Genomic DNA, 17,781 nt, shown 5'->3' with positions numbered 1-17,781 from the left:
GACACGCCTCTCAAGTGTCGAAGTACAGATAAAACTCCCATGGATGCGGCCGCAGTTTGATCGTGTCGATTTCGCGTTTGCGCTTGAATTCGATCCAGGTCTCGATCACGTCTTCGGTGAAAACGTCGCCTTTGCGCAGAAAGGCATTGTCGGTTTCGAGCGCCGCCAGCGCCGCGTCGAGCGAGCCCGGCACCCGCCGTATGTTCTTTGTTTCTTCGGGCGGAAGGTCGTAGATGTTGCGGTCGAGCGGCTCGCCCGGATCGGTCCTGTTTTCGATGCCGTCGAGGCCGGCCATCAGCATGGCCGCAAAAGCGAGGTACGCATTGGCCGACGGGTCCGGACAACGGAACTCGACGCGCCGCGCGTTCGGCGAATCCGAATACATCGGGATGCGTGCCGCCGCCGAGCGGTTGCGTTGCGACATCGCCAGATTGACGGGCGCCTCGTAGCCTGGGACCAGACGCTTGTAGGAATTGGTGGTTGGCGCGCAAAACGCCATCAGCGCGGGGGCGTGTTGCAGCAAGCCGCCGATGTACCAGCGGCACATGTCGGAAGTCAGCGCCCAACCGTTTGCGTCGTAAAAGAGATTCTGTTCGTCGTTCCACAGGCTCTGGTGACAGTGCATGCCGCTCGCGTTGTCGGCAAACAGCGGCTTCGGCATGAAAGTGGCCACTTTCCCGTGGCGGCGCGCGATGTTCTTGCACACGTACTTGTAGATCATCACGTTGTCGGCCATGCGCGTGAGCGTGGCAAAGCGCATGTCGATTTCGTTCTGGCCCGCGGTCGCCACTTCATGGTGATGCACTTCGATCTGTACGCCAGCCAGCTGCAACGTCAGCGCGATCTCCGAGCGGATCTCCTGCAGCGTGTCGTGAGGCGGTACCGGGAAATAGCCCTCCTTGTAGCGCTGTTTGTAGCCGAGATTGCCGCCGCCGTACGCGCCCTCGTCGCGTCCTGTGGTCCAGTCGCCCTCGGCCGACTCGACGTAGTAGTAGCCGCAGTGCTGGTCCTGGCCGAAGCGGATCGAGTCGAAGATGAAGAACTCCAGTTCAGGCCCGAAATAGCAGGTCGTCGCCATACCGGTCTGGCGCAAATAGTTCTCGGCCTTTTTCGCCACAAAGCGCGGGTCGCGCGAATACGGTTGCTGCGATACCGGATCGACCACGTCGCAGATGATCGACAGGGTCGGCGTCTCGCAAACCGGATCGACGAAGGCGCTCGCCGGATCGGGTCTGAGCAGCATGTCCGATTCATGGATCTCCTGAAAGCCGCGGATCGACGAACCGTCGAAGCCGATTCCGGCGTCGAACAGGCCGGTGTGAACTTCAGGAAGCGTGATCGAGAAGTGCTGCCAAAGCCCAGGCAAGTCGGTGAACTTCAAATCGACGATCTGGATATTGTTGGTCCGCAGCAGGTCGATGACATCGCTCGCGCTTGCCGGTCGCGCGACGCGGTAGCTGCCTGCTTCGACGGATACCTCGAAAGGCAACCCGGAAGCTCCTTGCGTACTGGACATTGGCGTTCTCCTCGTCCGGCTCCGGCGCCGCTAGCGGTCTTCCGCCAGCGCTTTTAGATGAGCGTCGCCGGCGTCTTGCGCAGCGAGGCGCGTGACGTACGTTTCGTCTGAAACGAGCGAGCGTTTGATCTCCTGAGCGCCGAAGTCGACCAGCGTGATGACCCAGACATAGGCGCCGGACTGCTCGGCCGTTTGTACGAAAGCGCGCACTGCGCCGCTATCGTTCGCTTTCATGGTGATCTCCTGAGAAAGAGTCGCGCAACGAAAACGGTTCGCGCGTCAGATACCTGCTTTAGGGCAACTTGCCGATAATCCCGCCGATTTCACTCTTTGTGAAAGCGCGCAATGACTGCGTACGGACATTGCCTGCGGAGCCGAGCGCGAGGCCGAATGCGGTGAAGCTCGGATCGTCCGGTGCGTCGACGATCGCGACGATGTCATATTGGCCCAGCGTCCAGAAGACCTGTTTCATTTCACAGCCAAAACCCTTGGCCATTTCCGCCACTTGACCAGCCCGTTGCGGGCTGTTCTTGATGGTGCGAATTCCCTGATCGGTGAATTGCGCAAGAACCACATAAGTCGCCATGATGATTCCTATTACGATAGAAACGTGTCGTGACTCGAGCGCGCATGCGGCGGCGCAGATGTCACTACCCGTGTCGCCGGAACCGTACTGCGCGCACCTTTGATTTTAGGCAATGGAATAGCCTGCAACGAGTTGTTTGCCCGCACCCCGGACTGCGCGTCCGCTCGCGTCCCGGGGTGCATGCCCGTCATCTCTATTATTTATCTGGCTCATTCATTCAGACGGCGGGCAGGTCATCGATACATTTTTCGATATGTCCGTCTGGAACATCGGTGTCGATGCCGTCATCGCCGGTGGTATGCGGCACCACCTTGATTTTCGGCCCCAGAAACCGCATTCCGCCCAGCGTAAACAGGGACCAAACGACTTCGCCTGCATGAATTGCGCCAATGACATGCGTTACCTCGACGACCTCGAGCGGAGACAGCCATTCGTTTGTCTTCGGGTTGACGAGAGCCCAGCGCACGTGCGTGACACGGTCGGTGGTCGGACTAATGCGTATGCCATCGATAGCGTAGGTACCCATATCTGCCTCCATCATTCTCGCAACGAAATCGTAGCTCACTTCCGACGCTCGGGATGGCCAGCCCCAAGCGCCTCCAGCAAAGGCCGAAGCGCGTCGAGTTCCGCGCCGAAGCCGGCCCAGTCTCCCGCCTTCAGTCTCTCGATCGCGCGGTCATAACGGGTCAGCGCCTCGCCGGCGCGCGCGTCCGCCGTGCCCCGAGCCGGCGACGCCGCCGGAGCGCTTTCCTTGAAGAGCGCCGCCAGGGCTTCGCCCAAGGTCTCCTCCATCACCACACGGTCACCATAGGCGGCGATTACCCGCTTCAATTCGGGCAACTGACCGGACGCCGCGCGCAAGTAAAGCGGAGAAATGTAGAGGATCGAGTTCTCGATCGGCACGACCAGAAGATGGCCGCGGATGACGCGCGATCCCATCTGGTTCCACAGCGAGATCTGCTGCGATATCTCCGTATTCTGCTGGATGCGTGCTTCGATCTGGAACGGCCCATAAACCAGCTTGTCCTTGGGGAAAGCGTAGACGATAAGTTTGCCGTATGCGGGTGGATCGCAACGCGCCGCCAACCAGGCGATCATATTCTCGCGCTGGCTGGGCACCATCGGCAACATGAGAACGAACTCGGCGCGCGGCTCGCCGGGCAGCCGCATGATCATGTAGTAAGGCGCCATCGGCGCAGGGGCATTGCCGCCGTCGATGCCGCCCAATCCCCGCGGAAATTGCCAGAGATCCTCGCGGTTGTAGAAGACCTCCGGCGCATCCATGTGATACGCGCGGTAGAGCTGCGCCTGAATCAGGAACAGATCTTCAGGATAGCGAATATGCTGCTGCAAGTCCTGCGGCATCGCTTTCAGCGGCTTGAATAGCCCAGGGAAGATGCGCTGGTAGGTTCGAAGGATCGGATCGTCAGGATCGCTGACATAAAAGTCGACCGTGCCGTTGTACGCGTCGACCACCACCTTGACCGCATTGCGGATGTAATTGGCGCCGTCGCCAAATCCGGGCTGGGCGTAAGGGAACCAGCGGCTGGTGGTATAGGCGTCCTGCATCCAGAACAGCCGCCCGTTGCTCGCGACGATATACGGGTCGTGGTCGAGGCTAAGGAACGGGGCGATCGTGCGCACCCGGTCCCGAATGTTTCGGTGCAGCAGGATCCGGCTCTCGTCCGTGATGTAGCCGGTCAGCAGGATGTTCGGATCGTCGAGCTGCCAGGCGAACAGACTGCGCCGCGTCGTGCTGCCGATAGCGACGCCGTCGCGCCCGCTGTAAGCGGCGTAGACGTTGTCCTTTCCCTTGGGATAGTCGAATTCGGGCACGCTGCCGTTCACGATGACGTAGTCCTGCCCGCCTTCGCCGAAATAGAGGCGCGGCTCGTGGATGGCCGGGCCGCCATTGGCGGCGGGCGGAATATCCTGCAGATAGAAAAAAGGCAAGCCTTCCGTGGATTTCTCGGTCACCGGCGACATCACGAGCCCGTTGCCGTGAGTGAACAGCAGATGCAGGTTCACCCAGGTCTGCGCGTTGGCCGGGAGCATCGCCGGCTCCAGTTCGCGCGCCGATAGCATCACCTGCCGATAACCGGTGTCGAGCCGGTAGCGGTCGATGTCCACCGCGAAGAATTTGTAGTAAGTCCTGATCTCTTGCAACTGCGCGTAGGTATCCATCAGCGGCTGCACATCCCACAGACGGATGTTGTCGATGGTCGCGCGATTGGCCTGCAACGAGGCAAGATTCAGCCCCTGCTCGGCCGCGAACGGTTTGACTTCGATCCGCGCGAGACCGTAGGCCTGCCGGGTCAGCGCGATATTGTTCTCGATATAGCGCGTCTCCAGCTGCAGCTCGCTCGGCTTGACGTAGAAGCGCTGGAACAGCGCCGGGTAGATCACCGCGAATACGAACGAACTGCCGAACACCAGCACCGCCGACGCAGCCGGAATTCGATAGCTGCGCCAGCGCAAATTGATCCACAAGACGACGGCCGCGGCAGCAGCGAGCCCGACGAGAACCCACAAGACCGGCAGTTCGACGTGGACATCGGTATAGCCGGCGCCGACCACGACGCCGTTATCGCCGTACAGCAGCAGAAAGCGATCGAGCCAATAGGACCAGGCCTTCAGCAGAAAGAACACGCCGAGCAAGGCCGAGCCATGAGCGATCGCGACGGGCGAAAGTCCCCGCGGCGGAGGTTCAAACACGATGTCGCCGCGCACGCCGTAAACGAGGCCGGCAACAACCGCGCTGGCGAACAGCACCCGCAGCAGCCAGCTCTTGAGCGCGGCATAAGCGGGCAGCGAGAAGAGATAGAAGCCGATGTCCTTGCCGAAGAGCGGATCGCGCTCGCCGAAAGGCACCTGACGAAGGAAGCGAAGTGCAATATCCCAGTTCGACATTTCGCTGGCGGCAATCACCAGCCCAACGAGGACGGCGGCGCCGGCGATACTGGCGCGCCAGGGAACACGCGGCGTGGCGTGGCCGGTCAGTTCGCTTATCACGTCGCGCGCATCCGGCGCATAGGTTGCTACCACGAGGGAGGGTCCGAGACGCCTGGCGTAACGATGCGCAATGAACCCCGACACCCCGATCGCGCCCGCCGAGACAGCGAACACGGCCACAAACAGCAGCGCCTTGGTGGAGAGGACCGTCCAGAAAACGTCGAGATAGCCGATCGAAGAAAACCACAGTCCGTCGACCACGATGCCCGTGATCCGTCCGATCACAATCAGGCTGGCGATAACGGCCACAGCCGTGATTGCGTAGCGTCTGAAGCGCACGCCGGATCGCACTTGCGAGCGCATCGATCCTCCTTTGCCGGCTCGTCGCACGTCGCCAGTTCCGGCCGGATCATTGTGCTCCGCCGATCGCAACCGGTACAGCCGGGCATACGCGCACGGACTGCACGGACTGCACGGCCAATATGCGAAGAGCGCTACCCGGGCACGCCCTGCCCGGCCGGCGCCGCACAAACCGTGCGGTCCGCCTCTGTTTCCGGCGTGTCCGCCGCCGGTTGCGTGCTCGCGGCCACGCTCGCGAGCGGCAAGCGAACCACGAATTCAGAGCCAGTGCCCGGACCGCCGGAGAACGCTTCCACTGTGCCGCCATGGTCCGTGACGATATCGCGGACCACCGACAAGCCGAGCCCGAGACCATTGGCAGCCAGCGCGCGGCCCGCGAGACCGCGTGCATACCGCTTGAAGATCGTCGCGAGTTCGCCGGGCGCGATGCCGACGCCATTGTCGCGCACGCTGATGTAGCAGTAACGGCCGGTGCGGGCCGCCATCACCTTCACGGAATCCGTGGCCGCGGAATATTTGAGCGCGTTCAGCATCAGGTTGACGAACACCTGGGTCAGCTTGCCGAAGTCGCCCTGCACCCGCAGCGGCATGCTGCTTTCCGTCAGACGAATCGGCGCATGCGCGGGAACGCCCGCTTCGGCGACCTGGATGCAATGCGCGAGCAGGTCGTCGATATCCACGCAGTCCGGATGCGCGGCTCGCCTATCCGGCGTATCCGGCGTATCCGGCAACGGACACGGCGGCGCCTCGACAGCGGGTTCATCCGGACTCGCGCGCTGAGCGTGGACCGGCGGCTCCATCAATTGCTGGGCCAATTGACCCAGCAGGCTCGCTTGCCGCGATAGCAGAAGCGCGTATCGCGCAAGCTGGTCGTCGTGGCCGTACTGAGCGTTCAGCAGACGAGCGATCAGACCGAGCGGCGTGAGCGCGTTGCGAATCTCATGGCCGATCATCGGCCCGATGGCGGGTTGCTTCGCTTCGTCGTCGGTCTGGTCGTGAGCGGTCGCGATCCGGGGACGTGGCGCGTCCGCGGTCTGCGAGCCACCTTGTGCGCGCGGCCGTTCCGCCGGTTCGGCTTGCGGCGGCTCGATCATCGCATCGTGCAAGCGTTCGATTTCGCGGGTCTGCGCCGCGCGAAGCTGCTGCACGCAGTACGTGCACAAACCGATGATCGGGCGAGCGGCCAGCCGCTGCTTCAGGGTCACTTCGTAGTCGAGCAAGGCCGCCCAATCGGTGGTTTCGTTGCAGACGGCGTCGCCCGCGACTCGCAGCCCTTCGAAGCCGCGCCCGAGCGCCTCGTTGATCGCCGCCGACCACAAGCCGACGGTGGCGCCGCCGTCGAAGCCGCTTTTAGGGCGCGCATAGCGTTGCGCGCCATCGATAATCCGCAACTGCCCGGAGTCGACGTATTCGGTGAGCGCAGGCGCTGTCCGCGTGAGGATATAGCGGGCTTTGTCGGGTCCGAGCAACGCCGGCGCGACCCACACGGCTGCTTCGCGATTGGCGAGTCCCGCGTGCAGGAATTCCGCCGTGACGCTGAGTAGTTCGCTACGCGATTCGTATAAATGACAAAGATGGGTGCCCCAGGAGATTGGGCCAAGCGCGGCAAAGCCGCTTTTACGAGATCCGGTGGTCATCGTTTCCCTGAAAGAGCGTGGGTCAAGAACCACAGTCGCGCTAGACGGCACCTTGGCCTGCGCGCTCGAATATGAATATCGCGGCGCCTCGCGCGCTAATTCGTCAGTCCTGAAGACAGGAGACCGAACAAGCCCGGTTGGTGCGCTCTATATGGGATTCAGCAGGAAAATAAGGTACGTGAGGGGAATATTTAAAAAAATGGTTGTTTTCCCTAGCCGTATCCTGACTGCCACAACGCATATTTGTCACACGCACGTAATGGTGGCGACGCGTGGCGATGGGTTGCGACGGGTGGCAAGGCAGTGGGCGACGGCAGCTGCATGCCCGATCGACTCTAACGCGGCTTGTATAATCTGCCGCGCCCGCCGACTGTACGATCCCTATCCGTGACCCTCACCCCGCCTGCCCTCACTTTCCGCAATGCCCTGTTCGCGATGCTCGGCATCGGCCTCGTCAACATGCTGGTCGCACTCGACCAGACCGTCGTCAGCACGGCGCTGCCGTCGATCGTCGCGGAACTGCATGGCTTCGAGTACTACGCATGGATTGCCAGCGCGTACCTGCTGGCCTCGGTCGTGACGGTGCCCGTGTTCGGCCGGCTCGGCGACTATTTCGGCCGTAAGCGCTTCGTCATCGCGGCGGTCGTCACGTTCACCGCCGCATCCGTGCTGTGCGGCCTTGCCAGCAACATGCTGTTCCTCGCGATCGCGCGAGGTCTGCAAGGCATCGGCGGCGGAATGATGGTGGGCACCGCATTCGCCTCGATCCCCGACCTCTTTCCCGATCCCCGCGCGCGGGTTCGATGGCAGGTGGTGATGGCGGCGGCGTACGGGATCGGCACCGCAGCGGGACCGTCGCTGGGCGGCTGGATGAGCGAGCATTGGGGTTGGCGCTCCACCTTCCTGATCAACCTGCCGGTGGGTGCCGCCGCGTTCTATTTCATCTGGGCGCATCTGCCGAACTTTCATCGTCCTCGCGAAGGCGAGGTGCGTATCGACTGGCTCGGCACCGGACTTGTCGCGCTCGCGCTGGGCGGCCTGCAGACGTTCATCGAGGCGGTGCCGAAAGATGGCTTGACGACCGGCAACCTCGTGCTGGCATCGTGCGTGGCGGCCGCCGCGGTTGCGCTGCTGGTCTGCGAAAAGCGCGCCACGCATCCGATCATTCCGCTCGACCTGTTCAGGGATGCGCAACTGGTCACACTATTCGCGCTGTCGCTGCTGTCCGGCTTCGTGATGTTTTCGCTGATTTTTTTCGCGCCGCTTCTATTGCAGGGCGGGTTCGGCTTGTCACCGCAACAAGCCGGTCTGCTCGCCACACCGATTGCAGCGTGTATCGCGATCGGCAGCCTGGTGAATACGCGCATCGTCATTTATCTGCGCCGGCCAACGAAAATACTGTCGACCGGGTTTGCTCTGCTGCTGTTCGCCTCCATCAGCCTGGCGTTTGCCAATGCATCGACCCGGCATCTCTGGATCGAGCTGCCGATGGCTGCGGTAGGCATCGGACTCGGATTTATCCTCAACAACCTGAACGTGTTTGCGCAGGAAATTGCCGGACGCGAACGCTTCGGTATCACAACAGCGCTATTGCAGTCCACCCGCATGGTGGGCGGGATGCTCGGCACGAGCATCGTGGCCACGGTCGTCTCACATCACTATCGCGACGTGGTGACGCACACCATGAGCGTGCTTGGCGAACCGGTGGCCGCGCAGTGGCTGCCGCGCTTCGCCGATTTGCGAATCCTCATCGACGAAGCGTTGAGAGCAAAGCTGGTCGCCGATATGAAGCCGTCTGGACTGAACCCGTTGGTCTTCATCGACACCGCACGCGATGCGCTGGTTCAGTCGATTCATATCGGCGTCTGGCTGACCGCGGTGGCGTCGCTGGCGGCGGCGCTCCTTGTGCAAAGGATTTCGCACGTCGTGTTTCGCCGCAGTTGAGCACTTAGGTCTGGGCGTCAGACAACTTTTGGCCTCTCGCGCGCCGCCCCAGGCTGACGAGACCGTATGTTTCGCTGAAATTTGGTTGTAAGTCGCCGTTGCTACAGTCTTCGAAGATTTTTGCCGCCGGATGCCGGACGTTTTTCTTGCGGGCAAGCAGAAAGGACAGGAGCGACAACCCATGAATATAGCTCGTGCATTCTGGCTCATTCTGACGCTGCTTTTCACGAACCCGGTCTGGGCGTTTCAGTCCAGGGTTGTGGCCATTCCCAGCGCCGTGATGCATAAGTCGCTCGAAGCGACCGTCGTGCTGCCCGACCAGTACGCGCGCGGCAAAGAGGCCCGCCGCTTCCCCGTTGTCTACTTGCTGCATGGCTCCGGCGGCGACTACACCGACTGGGCCGCGAATTCGCAAATCGGCAAGCTCGCGGACCGCTATCACGTGATCCTCGTGATGCCGGACGGCGGCCACGAGAGCTGGTACATCGACAGCCCCGTCGATCCGCACAGCCGTTACGAAACTTATGTGGGCGCGGAAGTCGTCGCTTATGTCGACGCGCATTTCCGCACGATTGCCACGCGACAGGCTCGCGCGATCACCGGGTTGAGCATGGGCGGCTTCGGGGCCTTGCACATCGCGCTGGACCGGCCGGACGCCTTCGGCGCAGCGGGGAGCATCAGCGGCGCGGTCGATCCGCGCGCATGCGATGACGAGCCCGGCATCAGCGATGTATTCGGCGACCCTACTCGACACGCTTCCTATTGGAACAGCAAGGCCATCGTCGAAAACGCCCGCAGCTTTGAAAATGCCCATATCGCGCTGACCATCGATTGCGGCGTCAACGACTCGTTTGTCAAATCGAATCGCACGCTGCACGAGCGGCTCGTCGAGCTCGGCGTGCCGCATGATTACGCGGAGCGTCCCGGCGGGCATACCTGGAAGTACTGGGCCAATGCGATCCAGTATCAGGTGCTCTTCTTTGCGACTTCATTCAAGCGCAACGGCGCGTATGAGCAGACCGCGTAGAGGCGATGGGCGGCCTCGGGGCGCCAGCTGACCGCTAACTGACAATACGCAGCGGTGAAATAGAATACCTGGATGAAAACATACGCCGCTTTCCTGCGGGCCGTGAATGTGGGCGGCACCGGCAAACTTCCCATGGCCGAACTTCGCGCGATGTGCGAATCCGTCGGCTTTGCCAACGTGCGTACGTATATCGCCAGCGGTAACGTCGTATTCGAAAGCAAGCTTCCTGAACGTTCTGTGAAGGCGGCGCTCGAGCGTTGCCTGGAGACGTATGCCGGCAAGCCCGTAGGGGTTCTCGTCCGGACGGGCGCTGAACTCGCCGCGATTCTCGCCGGGAATCCCTTCAGGTCGGCGGCACCGAATCGAACCGTCGCAATTTTTCTCGATGCACCGCCGCCCGCCGATACCCTGGATCGTGTAAGTGGCCAGCAGACAGAAGAAATCGCGCTCGGAACGCGCGAGATTTACGTGTACTACGGGCAAGGCATGGCGCATTCCAAACTGAACATCCCGGCCGCGAAAACCGGAACCGCCCGCAACATGAACACCGTCGCCAAACTCGTCGAGTGGACGGCGGCGTAGTTCGATGGCCACTTGACGCGCAGACTCCGGTCAAGCCTCGGGGCGATGCGTTCCCCAAGCCGTAATCAATTTCTGGCCTACCGAGGCAAAGACGTCGATGGCCGGCAGCAGCTCACGGCCCAGATCCGTCAGTTCGTATTCTGCGGAAGGCGGCGAACTGTCGAGCGCGCGCCGTCTTACCAGTCCACGCGATTCGAGTTCGTGCAGGCGTGCGCTGAGTACGCGCGCGGAAATCCGCGGGATGTCGTGACGCAGTTCACCGAAACGGCGAGCCTGATCACGCAATTGCCATATGACGTTGAGCGCCCAGGCGCCGCGCAGAAATCCAAGCGCGTCGGTGACCTGGCAGGCAGGCGGCGAGTTTGCCTTGCTTTTGCGTACAGGCAGGCCCATGGTCTTTGCTTCCCGGAACAGTCGGTAACTTTGGAGTTACCGGATTATATCGACGCTATGCAGCCACCGAGCGATGCCCCCGGCTACCATGCGATTCGCGCGCTGCGAGCCAAGATGTGTTTCGGAACGCAGCGCGATCGTTCACGTCATTCAAGGAAAACTCGATGAAGCTCTATTACTCTCCGGGGGCCTGCTCACTCTCGCCGCATATCGTGGCGCGAGAAGCGGGTATCGCATTGCAACTCGAAAAGGTGGACATCGACGTCAAGCGCACGGAAAGCGGCGCGGATTTCTGCCAGATCAACCCGAAGGGTGCGGTCCCCGCTCTCGTGCTGGACAACGGCGAAGTGCTGACAGAAGGCCCGGCGATCGTGCAGTACCTGGCCGACCTGAAACCCGAGTGCGGACTGGCGCCTGCAAACGGCACACTGGCACGCTACCGTTTGCAGGAGATGCTCGGCTACCTCAACTCCGAGTTGCATAAGAGCTATTCACCGCTTTTCAATCCCGCAACACCCGAGGCCGTGCAGGTGGAACGTAGAAATGCCTTGCGCAGGCATTACGCGTTGTTGGAGCGGCATCTCGTGACGCAGCCGTGGCTGCTGGGCGATCGCTTCACGGCGGCGGACGCTTACTTGTTCACCGTGACTAACTGGGCCAGCTATGTAGATCTGGATCTCTCCGAGTTCACCGCGCTGGCGGCATTCCAGAAGCGCGTCGCCGAACGGCCGCACGTTCAGACCGCTTTGGCGGCGGAAGGATTGATCGATCGAGCCACAGTCTAAGGCTCGCCAATCGCCAACGAACTCGCGGCGCAGAAGGCCGCCATCCATACCGGCAAATGAGGATTCTTATGACCTTGGCAACCGCAACCGCCGTATCGGACGCAGACGCGCCCGACTATCTCGTCAAACTCGAAGCGGGCACCCACAGTCTGGTCGGCGATGAAGCGCCGCACGAGGGTGGGCAGAACCGCGGCCCGGCGCCCTTCGAGTTCGTGCTCTCGGGCCTCGCCGCCTGCACCACGGCAACGCTCAAGATGTACATGCAGAGGAAAGCCTGGCCGGACGGCCGAATCGCAGTCAGCGCCGAATTACACAGCGACCATAACGGCGGCCAATACATCCGGCGCACCGTATCCGTCGATGCACCCCTCGACGATGCCCAGCGGGCCCGCCTCGCCGAAATCTGCGAGAAAACGCCGGTCACGCTGTTCATCAAGCGGGGAACACGTATCGACACGACAATGCAGTGACGCATCGCGCGGAAGCCGCAGGAGCGTTGAATTTCAAGAGAGCGGCGAGCGCGGCCAACGTGAACGCGGCGCATGCCCCGACCCGCCGCCTCACATCTTGTGCGTCGAAAGAAAAATGCTCGTCTCGGTGCTCGCAATCCCGTCGATCAGGCGGATCGCGCCGAGCACGCGATCGAAGTTCTCCAGCGAATCCGCCCGCAGCTCCGCGACGAGATCCCAGCGCCCGTTGGTGCTGTGGATCGTCGCGACATTGGGGTGTCCGCGCAGCACCTTCACCACGTCGGCCGCGCGGTTGCCTTCGACCGCGATCGACATCAGCGCGCGAATCCGGTGTGCCTCCGCCGCCGGCTTCAGCCGCACCGTGTAGCCCACGATCACCCCGCTCGCCTCCAGACGCGTCAGCCGGTTCTGCACCGTGGCCCGCGCGACGCGCAGCTGCTTCGCCAGCGCTACAACCGGCATGCGCGCGTTGTCGCGCAGCAGCGCGATGAGCTGCCGGTCGATGTCATCGAGATTGATCATTTTCGTTGCCCGTTTTTGCCGCTCGCGCGGATTGCCCGTGCGGGCGATGTACAAAACGCTATTTTGCCGAAGCATTTTGCTATTCAGACAGGAAATTTTGCAAGGTTTGCCATCTTTTTGTTGGCTGGGCTCACGGGAATAATGACGTCATCGCTCCCGTGCCGGAGCCCATTTCAACATTGGAGGCATGACCATGACCCGCTTTCTCGACGTACCCGCCACGTATCGACTCGTTGCCGGGATCGGCGTGCCGCGCTTCCTGAGCGAGCTCGCCGAAGCCATCCGCGCGGACTATCTTCGCTGGAGCGATTTCGACAAGTCGCCGCGCGTCGCCTGTCACTCGCGGGTGGGCGTGATCGAATTGATGCCCATCGCCGACGCGAACCTGTTCGCCTTCAAGTATGTGAACGGGCATCCGGTCAACGCCGAGCGCGGCATTCACACGGTGATGGCCTTCGGTGCACTCGCCTCGGTCGATACCGGCTACCCGCTGTTCCTCTCCGAACTCACGCTGACCACCGCCCTGCGCACCGCGGCGACTTCCGCGCTCGCTGCGCGAAACCTTGCGCGCCCCGATTCGCGACGAATGGCCCTGATCGGCAACGGCGCGCAAAGCGAATTCCAGGCGATCGCCTTCCACACGCTCCTCGGCATCGATGAGATTCGCGTGTTCGATATCGATGCGCGCGCAACCGATAAGCTGGTGCGCAACCTGGCCGCGTGGCCGGCGTTGCGGATCGTTCGCGCAACGTCTACCGCCGACGCGGTGCGAGGCGCCGATATCGTCACGACCGTGACGGCCGACAAAGCCTACGCGACGATCACCACACCCGACATGATCGAGCCCGGCATGCACCTGAACGCCGTCGGCGGCGATTGCCCCGGCAAGACCGAATTGCATGCGGACGTGCTGCGCATGAGCCGCGTGATCGTCGAATACGAGCCGCAGACCCGCATCGAAGGCGACATTCAGCAGCTCCCCGCCGACTCGCCCGTCGTCGAACTGTGGCGCGTGCTGCGCGGCGAGACAGCCGGCCGGGAGAGCGCCGCTCAGGTCACCGTATTCGACTCCGTGGGCTTCGCGCTCGAAGACTATTCCGCGCTCCGCTATCTCCACGCGCTCGCGCAGGAGCAGGACGCCGGCATCGAAGTCGCGCTGATCCCGCCGCCGGCCGATCCGAGAGACCTGTTCGGCGCACTGGCCACGGCTGTGCCCGCGCCTGCAACAAACGCAGCTGCAACGCCGGCGCTGGCCGACGCATTCGCATTCGCTCGATAAACCGATCGGACCCGGGGCCGTTCCAGCCCCGTATGTACCCACTGCCCACCATCAGAAATTCCATGAGCCTCCTGTCAATCCAGGCGCCGGCCGCCGTCGTGATGATCCGCCCGCACTGTTTTCATCCGAACCCCGAAACAGCGGCCGACAACGCATTCCAGCGTTCAGGCGAGGTCCGGAGCCGGAGCGGAGCGGCATCGCTTGCCGCGGCGGCGCGCGATGAAGTCAGCGCCGCCGTCGAAACGCTGGAGGCGGCGGGCGTACGCGTGCACGTATTCGACGACAGAGGCGAAAAGCAGACACCGGATTCGGTGTTCCCCAACAACTGGTTCTCGACACATCCCGGCGGCCACGTCGCGGTCTATCCGATGCATTCGGTCAACCGGCGGCGCGAACGCAGAACCGATGTAATCGATATGCTCAAGGCGACCTACCGCGTGCAGGACGTCATCGACTACTCGGGTCTGGAACACGACGACATGTTTCTGGAAGGCACGGGCGCCATGGTGCTGGATCACATCGCCCGCATTGCCTACACCGCGCGCTCACGCCGCGCGGACCCCGTGGCGCTCGAACGTTTTTGCACGCATTTCAATTTCGAACCGATGTGCTTCGATACCGCCGACGCCGCCGGCCGCCCGGTGTATCACACCAACGTGATGATGAGCGTCGCGACCGAATTTGCACTGATCGGTCTCGACCTGATCCAGGATGAACGCCGCCGCGCTCAGGTGAAGGAACGCCTGCTGGAGAGCGGCCGCGCCGTCATCGCGCTGGACCGTTCGCAGATCGATAACTTCGCGGGCAATGCACTTGAACTGTCGGGCAAGGACGGCCGCGTTCTTGCGCTGTCCGAACGGGCGCTTGCATGCCTGACGGGACAGCAGCGCGCCCTTATCGAACGCTCCGCGCGGCTGCTGCCGTTGCGCGTCGGCACGATCGAACAGGCTGGCGGGTCCGTGCGTTGCATGCTCGCGGGAATTCATCTGTCGCGGCGCTAGCAGGTTTGCCGGGATGAATGCGATGAGGCCTCGCTCACGGCCCTGGATGGCACTGTATATTGCGGCGCGTTCGCCGCGTTTCGGCCTCGCCGGCTCTACCGGCTCATCCTTAAGGAACCCTTACACATCCCCCCGAGGGAGTACCTCTTCGCGCCCCTTGCTCCGCCGATATTGGCCGGTGAATGTCGCCTGAGTGACGACACACCCTTGGGGAGACGAACATGAGTTCGGTAAACGATGCAGGTCAGGAGCTTCAGCTTGCCGCACCAGTAGACGCGACAGGACTTCAGAGAAAGATCGGCTGGGCAGGCGCTTTCTGGGTAGCCAGCGGCGTACCGGCGCTGGTGCTGTTCTCGATCGGCTCGATTGCGGCGACGGTCGGCAAGCCGTCGTGGATCATCTGGGCGATTTCGATCTGTTTCGGCTTCATCCAGTCCTTTTCCTACGCCGAGATCGCCGGGCTGTTTCCGCACAAGTCCGGCGGCGCATCGGTGTATGGCGCGGTCGCCTGGGTGCGTTACAGCAAGCTGCTCGCGCCGCTCTCCGTGTGGTGCAACTGGTTCGCGTGGTCGCCGGTGCTGGCCATCGGTTCGGGCCTCGGTGCGGGCTACGTGCTGAACATGCTGTTCCCCGCAACCTCCGCGATCAACTCGTGGCAAATCACGCTGGTCGATCTGGGCTGGCTGTCGAGCGGGCTGAGTCTGCGGGTCAATGCGACCTTCGTGATCGGCGCCGCGATCCTGCTGACGACCTTCGCGATCCAGCATCGCGGCATTCTGCAAGCCGCGCGGCTCCAGATGATTCTCGCGATCTCCGCGCTGCTGCCGCTTCTGCTGGTCGGCGTCTATCCGTTGCTGACGGGCGATCTGCCGATGCAGCATCTGTTCCCGCTGTACCCGCTGGCAAAAGACGCGGGCGGCCGCGTGATCGACGGCACGTGGAATCTGAGCAGCATCGAACTGATGGCCGGTGGACTCTTTATCGCCGCATGGTCCACCTACGGATTCGAAACGGCGGTCTGCTACACGCGCGAATTCAAGGATCCACGCCGCGATACGGTCAAGGCGATCGTCTATTCCGGACTCCTGTGCCTCGTGTTCTTCACGCTCGTCCCGCTCGCGTTTCAGGGCGCCCTCGGACTCGGCCAACTCGTCTCACCCGAGGTCAAGGATGCCGCCGGCAATGTCACGCAGCCCGCTGTCTATGACGGCATTCTGTCGCCGGGCATCTACAGCGGCATGGGCGTTTCCGAAGCGATGGCGCAAATCGTGCACGCCGGCAACCTGGGCGCATTCATTCTGAAACCGATGCTGGTGTTCGCGCTCGTGCTCGCCATCATGACGTCGATGGCGGGCTCGTCGCGCACGCTCTATCAGGCTTCCGTCGACGGCTGGCTGCCCACATATCTGTCGCACGTCAACCACAACGGCGCACCGACCCGCGCGATGTGGACCGACCTCGTATTCAATCTCGTGCTGCTGCTGATGTCCGACTATGTCGTCGTCCTCGCGATGTCGAATGTGGGCTACATCATCTTCAACTTTCTGAATCTCAATGCCGCGTGGATCCACCGGCTCGACCGGTCGAGCTGGGAGCGCCCTTTCAAGGCGCCGAAATGGGTGCTCGGCGCCGGCGCCGTGTTGTCGTTCGTCAATCTCGCACTGATGGGACTGGGCGCGGATGTATGGGGCAAAGGCACCCTGATTTCGGGCATCGTCTTCTCGGCGCTGATCGTGCCGGTGTTCATCTGGCGTCACTACGTGACGGACAAAGGCCGTTTCCCTGATGCGATGCTGGACGACATGGACCTGTCGAACTCCAGCACCGAGCGGCGCGCGGGTTTTCTGCCGTATGCGGCGTTAGCGCTCGGCGTGGTGGTCGTCTTCGTGAGCCATTGGATCACGACCTGACTACGCACGCTTGCTGGAAACCGCACGCCCGTGTTGCGCGACCCTCCGCGCAACACGGGCGTTGTTCATCGCACGGCGAAGATCGCGCCTTCGATACCCAGCACCTCGCTGCTGGCCGAATAAATACCGACGCCGCGTTCCCAGACGTTTCTCAGCACGCCATTCGCCCCGCGAATGCGGTAGCGCAGTTCGAACGGCCTGCGATCCGCCAGTGCTTCCTGCACGCCGCGCCAGACGTAATCGACGTCTTCCGGCACGATCAACTGGCTGTAGCTATGTTCGTGACTATCGACAAACCAGGCGGCCGGATAGCCGGTCAACTCTTCGCAACCGTCGCTGACGAATTCCATCGACCACGATGGATTGTTGCGGCCGCGATAGATCAGGCCCGGCACGCCGTTCAGGAGACCCATCGCGCTGCGCAGCCTGGCTTCGATTGACGTCTCCTGACGTTTTTGCGCCGTGGTGTCGAATGCGGAGATAAAGAACGCGTCTTCGTGCCGACGGCATGCCACCTCCAGCCAGCGAAGCTGGCCGTGCGGATGAACGAAGCGGATTCGCTCGCGCATGCAGACTCCGCTGTCGTTGCGCAGCCGCTCCAGCATCGCTCGCCAGATCAGCCGATCTTCCGGATGCACGTACGCGGCTATCTCGACGCCCGCCGCGCTCGCTTCCATCAGTTCGCTCCATGCAGCGTTCGCGTGGCGAATGCAGCCTTCGGTATCCACTTGCAACAGCGCGACCGGATAGGCATCGAGGCCCAACGCACCGGTGGCCAATTCGCTTACAACAGCATTGTCTTGCATTCGTTTACGCC

At 62.4% G+C, this 17,781-nt stretch carries 17 protein-coding genes; 8 read left to right on the top strand and 9 right to left on the bottom strand.

What is annotated here, in order from left to right; genetic code table 11:
* Positions 1–10: 10 nt before the first annotated feature.
* From glnA to AC07WT_RS25530, 6 genes are all read right to left on the bottom strand, one after another.
* Positions 11–1,516, bottom strand: a complete 1,506-nt coding sequence (glnA, locus tag AC07WT_RS25555; protein ID WP_494949072.1) for a type I glutamate--ammonia ligase — start codon at positions 1,514–1,516, stop codon at positions 11–13.
* A gap of 30 nt (positions 1,517–1,546) precedes the next feature.
* Positions 1,547–1,750, bottom strand: coding sequence for a hypothetical protein (locus tag AC07WT_RS25550; RefSeq protein WP_492592983.1), 204 nt, complete (start codon positions 1,748–1,750; stop codon positions 1,547–1,549).
* A gap of 58 nt (positions 1,751–1,808) precedes the next feature.
* Positions 1,809–2,102, bottom strand: coding sequence for a GYD domain-containing protein (locus AC07WT_RS25545; protein ID WP_494949071.1), 294 nt, complete (start codon positions 2,100–2,102; stop codon positions 1,809–1,811).
* 217 nt (positions 2,103–2,319) lie between these two features.
* The gene (locus AC07WT_RS25540) at positions 2,320–2,628 is read right to left on the bottom strand and encodes a hypothetical protein (protein WP_494951042.1); all 309 of its coding nucleotides are present in this window, start codon (positions 2,626–2,628) and stop codon (positions 2,320–2,322) included.
* 35 nt (positions 2,629–2,663) lie between these two features.
* On the bottom strand, positions 2,664–5,417 hold the full coding sequence (locus tag AC07WT_RS25535; protein WP_494949070.1) for a UPF0182 family membrane protein: 2,754 nt from the start codon (positions 5,415–5,417) through the stop codon (positions 2,664–2,666).
* 131 nt (positions 5,418–5,548) lie between these two features.
* Positions 5,549–7,051, bottom strand: a complete 1,503-nt coding sequence (locus AC07WT_RS25530) for an MEDS domain-containing protein (protein ID WP_494949069.1) — start codon at positions 7,049–7,051, stop codon at positions 5,549–5,551.
* A gap of 435 nt (positions 7,052–7,486) precedes the next feature.
* Here AC07WT_RS25530 and AC07WT_RS25525 point away from each other — a divergent pair, with 435 nt between their 5' ends.
* From AC07WT_RS25525 to AC07WT_RS25515, 3 genes are all read left to right on the top strand, one after another.
* Positions 7,487–8,995 (top strand): MFS transporter, encoded by a 1,509-nt coding sequence (locus tag AC07WT_RS25525; protein ID WP_494951041.1) that lies wholly within the window; start codon positions 7,487–7,489, stop codon positions 8,993–8,995.
* 181 nt (positions 8,996–9,176) lie between these two features.
* Positions 9,177–10,022 carry an alpha/beta hydrolase gene (locus AC07WT_RS25520; RefSeq protein ID WP_492592978.1) on the top strand — a complete coding sequence of 282 codons (846 nt, stop codon included), beginning with the start codon at positions 9,177–9,179 and terminating at the stop codon, positions 10,020–10,022.
* Between the two features lie 72 nt (positions 10,023–10,094).
* Entirely contained in the window at positions 10,095–10,604 is a 510-nt protein-coding gene (locus tag AC07WT_RS25515; RefSeq protein ID WP_494949068.1) for a DUF1697 domain-containing protein, read from the top strand.
* Between the two features lie 30 nt (positions 10,605–10,634).
* Here the strand turns inward: AC07WT_RS25515 and AC07WT_RS25510 are convergent, their stop codons facing one another.
* Entirely contained in the window at positions 10,635–10,997 is a 363-nt protein-coding gene (locus tag AC07WT_RS25510) for a winged helix-turn-helix transcriptional regulator (protein ID WP_494949067.1), read from the bottom strand.
* A gap of 164 nt (positions 10,998–11,161) precedes the next feature.
* Between AC07WT_RS25510 and gstA the strand changes: the two genes are divergently transcribed.
* Entirely contained in the window at positions 11,162–11,782 is a 621-nt protein-coding gene (gene gstA / locus AC07WT_RS25505; RefSeq protein WP_494949066.1) for a glutathione transferase GstA, read from the top strand.
* 68 nt (positions 11,783–11,850) lie between these two features.
* On the top strand, positions 11,851–12,252 hold the full coding sequence (locus AC07WT_RS25500; RefSeq protein WP_494949065.1) for an OsmC family protein: 402 nt from the start codon (positions 11,851–11,853) through the stop codon (positions 12,250–12,252).
* Between the two features lie 90 nt (positions 12,253–12,342).
* On the opposite strand, the gene AC07WT_RS25495 is transcribed toward AC07WT_RS25500, so the two are convergent.
* Positions 12,343–12,774 (bottom strand): Lrp/AsnC family transcriptional regulator, encoded by a 432-nt coding sequence (locus AC07WT_RS25495; RefSeq protein ID WP_492592973.1) that lies wholly within the window; start codon positions 12,772–12,774, stop codon positions 12,343–12,345.
* Between the two features lie 193 nt (positions 12,775–12,967).
* Here AC07WT_RS25495 and ocd point away from each other — a divergent pair, with 193 nt between their 5' ends.
* From ocd to AC07WT_RS25480, 3 genes are all read left to right on the top strand, one after another.
* Positions 12,968–14,053 (top strand): ornithine cyclodeaminase, encoded by a 1,086-nt coding sequence (gene ocd, locus AC07WT_RS25490; protein WP_494949064.1) that lies wholly within the window; start codon positions 12,968–12,970, stop codon positions 14,051–14,053.
* A gap of 62 nt (positions 14,054–14,115) precedes the next feature.
* Positions 14,116–15,054, top strand: a complete 939-nt coding sequence (gene ctlX / locus AC07WT_RS25485) for a citrulline utilization hydrolase CtlX (protein WP_494949063.1) — start codon at positions 14,116–14,118, stop codon at positions 15,052–15,054.
* Positions 15,055–15,275: 221 nt separating this feature from the next.
* Positions 15,276–16,964 carry an APC family permease gene (locus AC07WT_RS25480; RefSeq protein ID WP_494949062.1) on the top strand — a complete coding sequence of 563 codons (1,689 nt, stop codon included), beginning with the start codon at positions 15,276–15,278 and terminating at the stop codon, positions 16,962–16,964.
* 65 nt (positions 16,965–17,029) lie between these two features.
* Here the strand turns inward: AC07WT_RS25480 and AC07WT_RS25475 are convergent, their stop codons facing one another.
* Positions 17,030–17,770 carry a PAS domain-containing protein gene (locus AC07WT_RS25475; protein ID WP_494949061.1) on the bottom strand — a complete coding sequence of 247 codons (741 nt, stop codon included), beginning with the start codon at positions 17,768–17,770 and terminating at the stop codon, positions 17,030–17,032.
* Positions 17,771–17,781 lie beyond the last annotated feature (11 nt).

The organism is Paraburkholderia sp. GW821-FHT02A12 (assembly GCF_059422005.1).
The sequence above is the reverse complement of the archived record's forward strand: the minus strand, read 5'-3'. Positions and strand labels throughout refer to the sequence as shown.

Coding starts and splice junctions, on each gene's coding strand:
- glnA (WP_494949072.1), bottom strand. CDS start 1,516: ATGTCCAGTACGCAAGGAGCTTCCGGGTTGCCTTTCGAGGTATCCGTC.
- AC07WT_RS25550 (WP_492592983.1), bottom strand. CDS start 1,750: ATGAAAGCGAACGATAGCGGCGCAGTGCGCGCTTTCGTACAAACGGCC.
- AC07WT_RS25545 (WP_494949071.1), bottom strand. CDS start 2,102: ATGGCGACTTATGTGGTTCTTGCGCAATTCACCGATCAGGGAATTCGC.
- AC07WT_RS25540 (WP_494951042.1), bottom strand. CDS start 2,628: ATGGGTACCTACGCTATCGATGGCATACGCATTAGTCCGACCACCGAC.
- AC07WT_RS25535 (WP_494949070.1), bottom strand. CDS start 5,417: ATGCGCTCGCAAGTGCGATCCGGCGTGCGCTTCAGACGCTACGCAATC.
- AC07WT_RS25530 (WP_494949069.1), bottom strand. CDS start 7,051: ATGACCACCGGATCTCGTAAAAGCGGCTTTGCCGCGCTTGGCCCAATC.
- AC07WT_RS25525 (WP_494951041.1), top strand. CDS start 7,487: ATGCTCGGCATCGGCCTCGTCAACATGCTGGTCGCACTCGACCAGACC.
- AC07WT_RS25520 (WP_492592978.1), top strand. CDS start 9,177: ATGAATATAGCTCGTGCATTCTGGCTCATTCTGACGCTGCTTTTCACG.
- AC07WT_RS25515 (WP_494949068.1), top strand. CDS start 10,095: ATGAAAACATACGCCGCTTTCCTGCGGGCCGTGAATGTGGGCGGCACC.
- AC07WT_RS25510 (WP_494949067.1), bottom strand. CDS start 10,997: ATGGGCCTGCCTGTACGCAAAAGCAAGGCAAACTCGCCGCCTGCCTGC.
- gstA (WP_494949066.1), top strand. CDS start 11,162: ATGAAGCTCTATTACTCTCCGGGGGCCTGCTCACTCTCGCCGCATATC.
- AC07WT_RS25500 (WP_494949065.1), top strand. CDS start 11,851: ATGACCTTGGCAACCGCAACCGCCGTATCGGACGCAGACGCGCCCGAC.
- AC07WT_RS25495 (WP_492592973.1), bottom strand. CDS start 12,774: ATGATCAATCTCGATGACATCGACCGGCAGCTCATCGCGCTGCTGCGC.
- ocd (WP_494949064.1), top strand. CDS start 12,968: ATGACCCGCTTTCTCGACGTACCCGCCACGTATCGACTCGTTGCCGGG.
- ctlX (WP_494949063.1), top strand. CDS start 14,116: ATGAGCCTCCTGTCAATCCAGGCGCCGGCCGCCGTCGTGATGATCCGC.
- AC07WT_RS25480 (WP_494949062.1), top strand. CDS start 15,276: ATGAGTTCGGTAAACGATGCAGGTCAGGAGCTTCAGCTTGCCGCACCA.
- AC07WT_RS25475 (WP_494949061.1), bottom strand. CDS start 17,770: ATGCAAGACAATGCTGTTGTAAGCGAATTGGCCACCGGTGCGTTGGGC.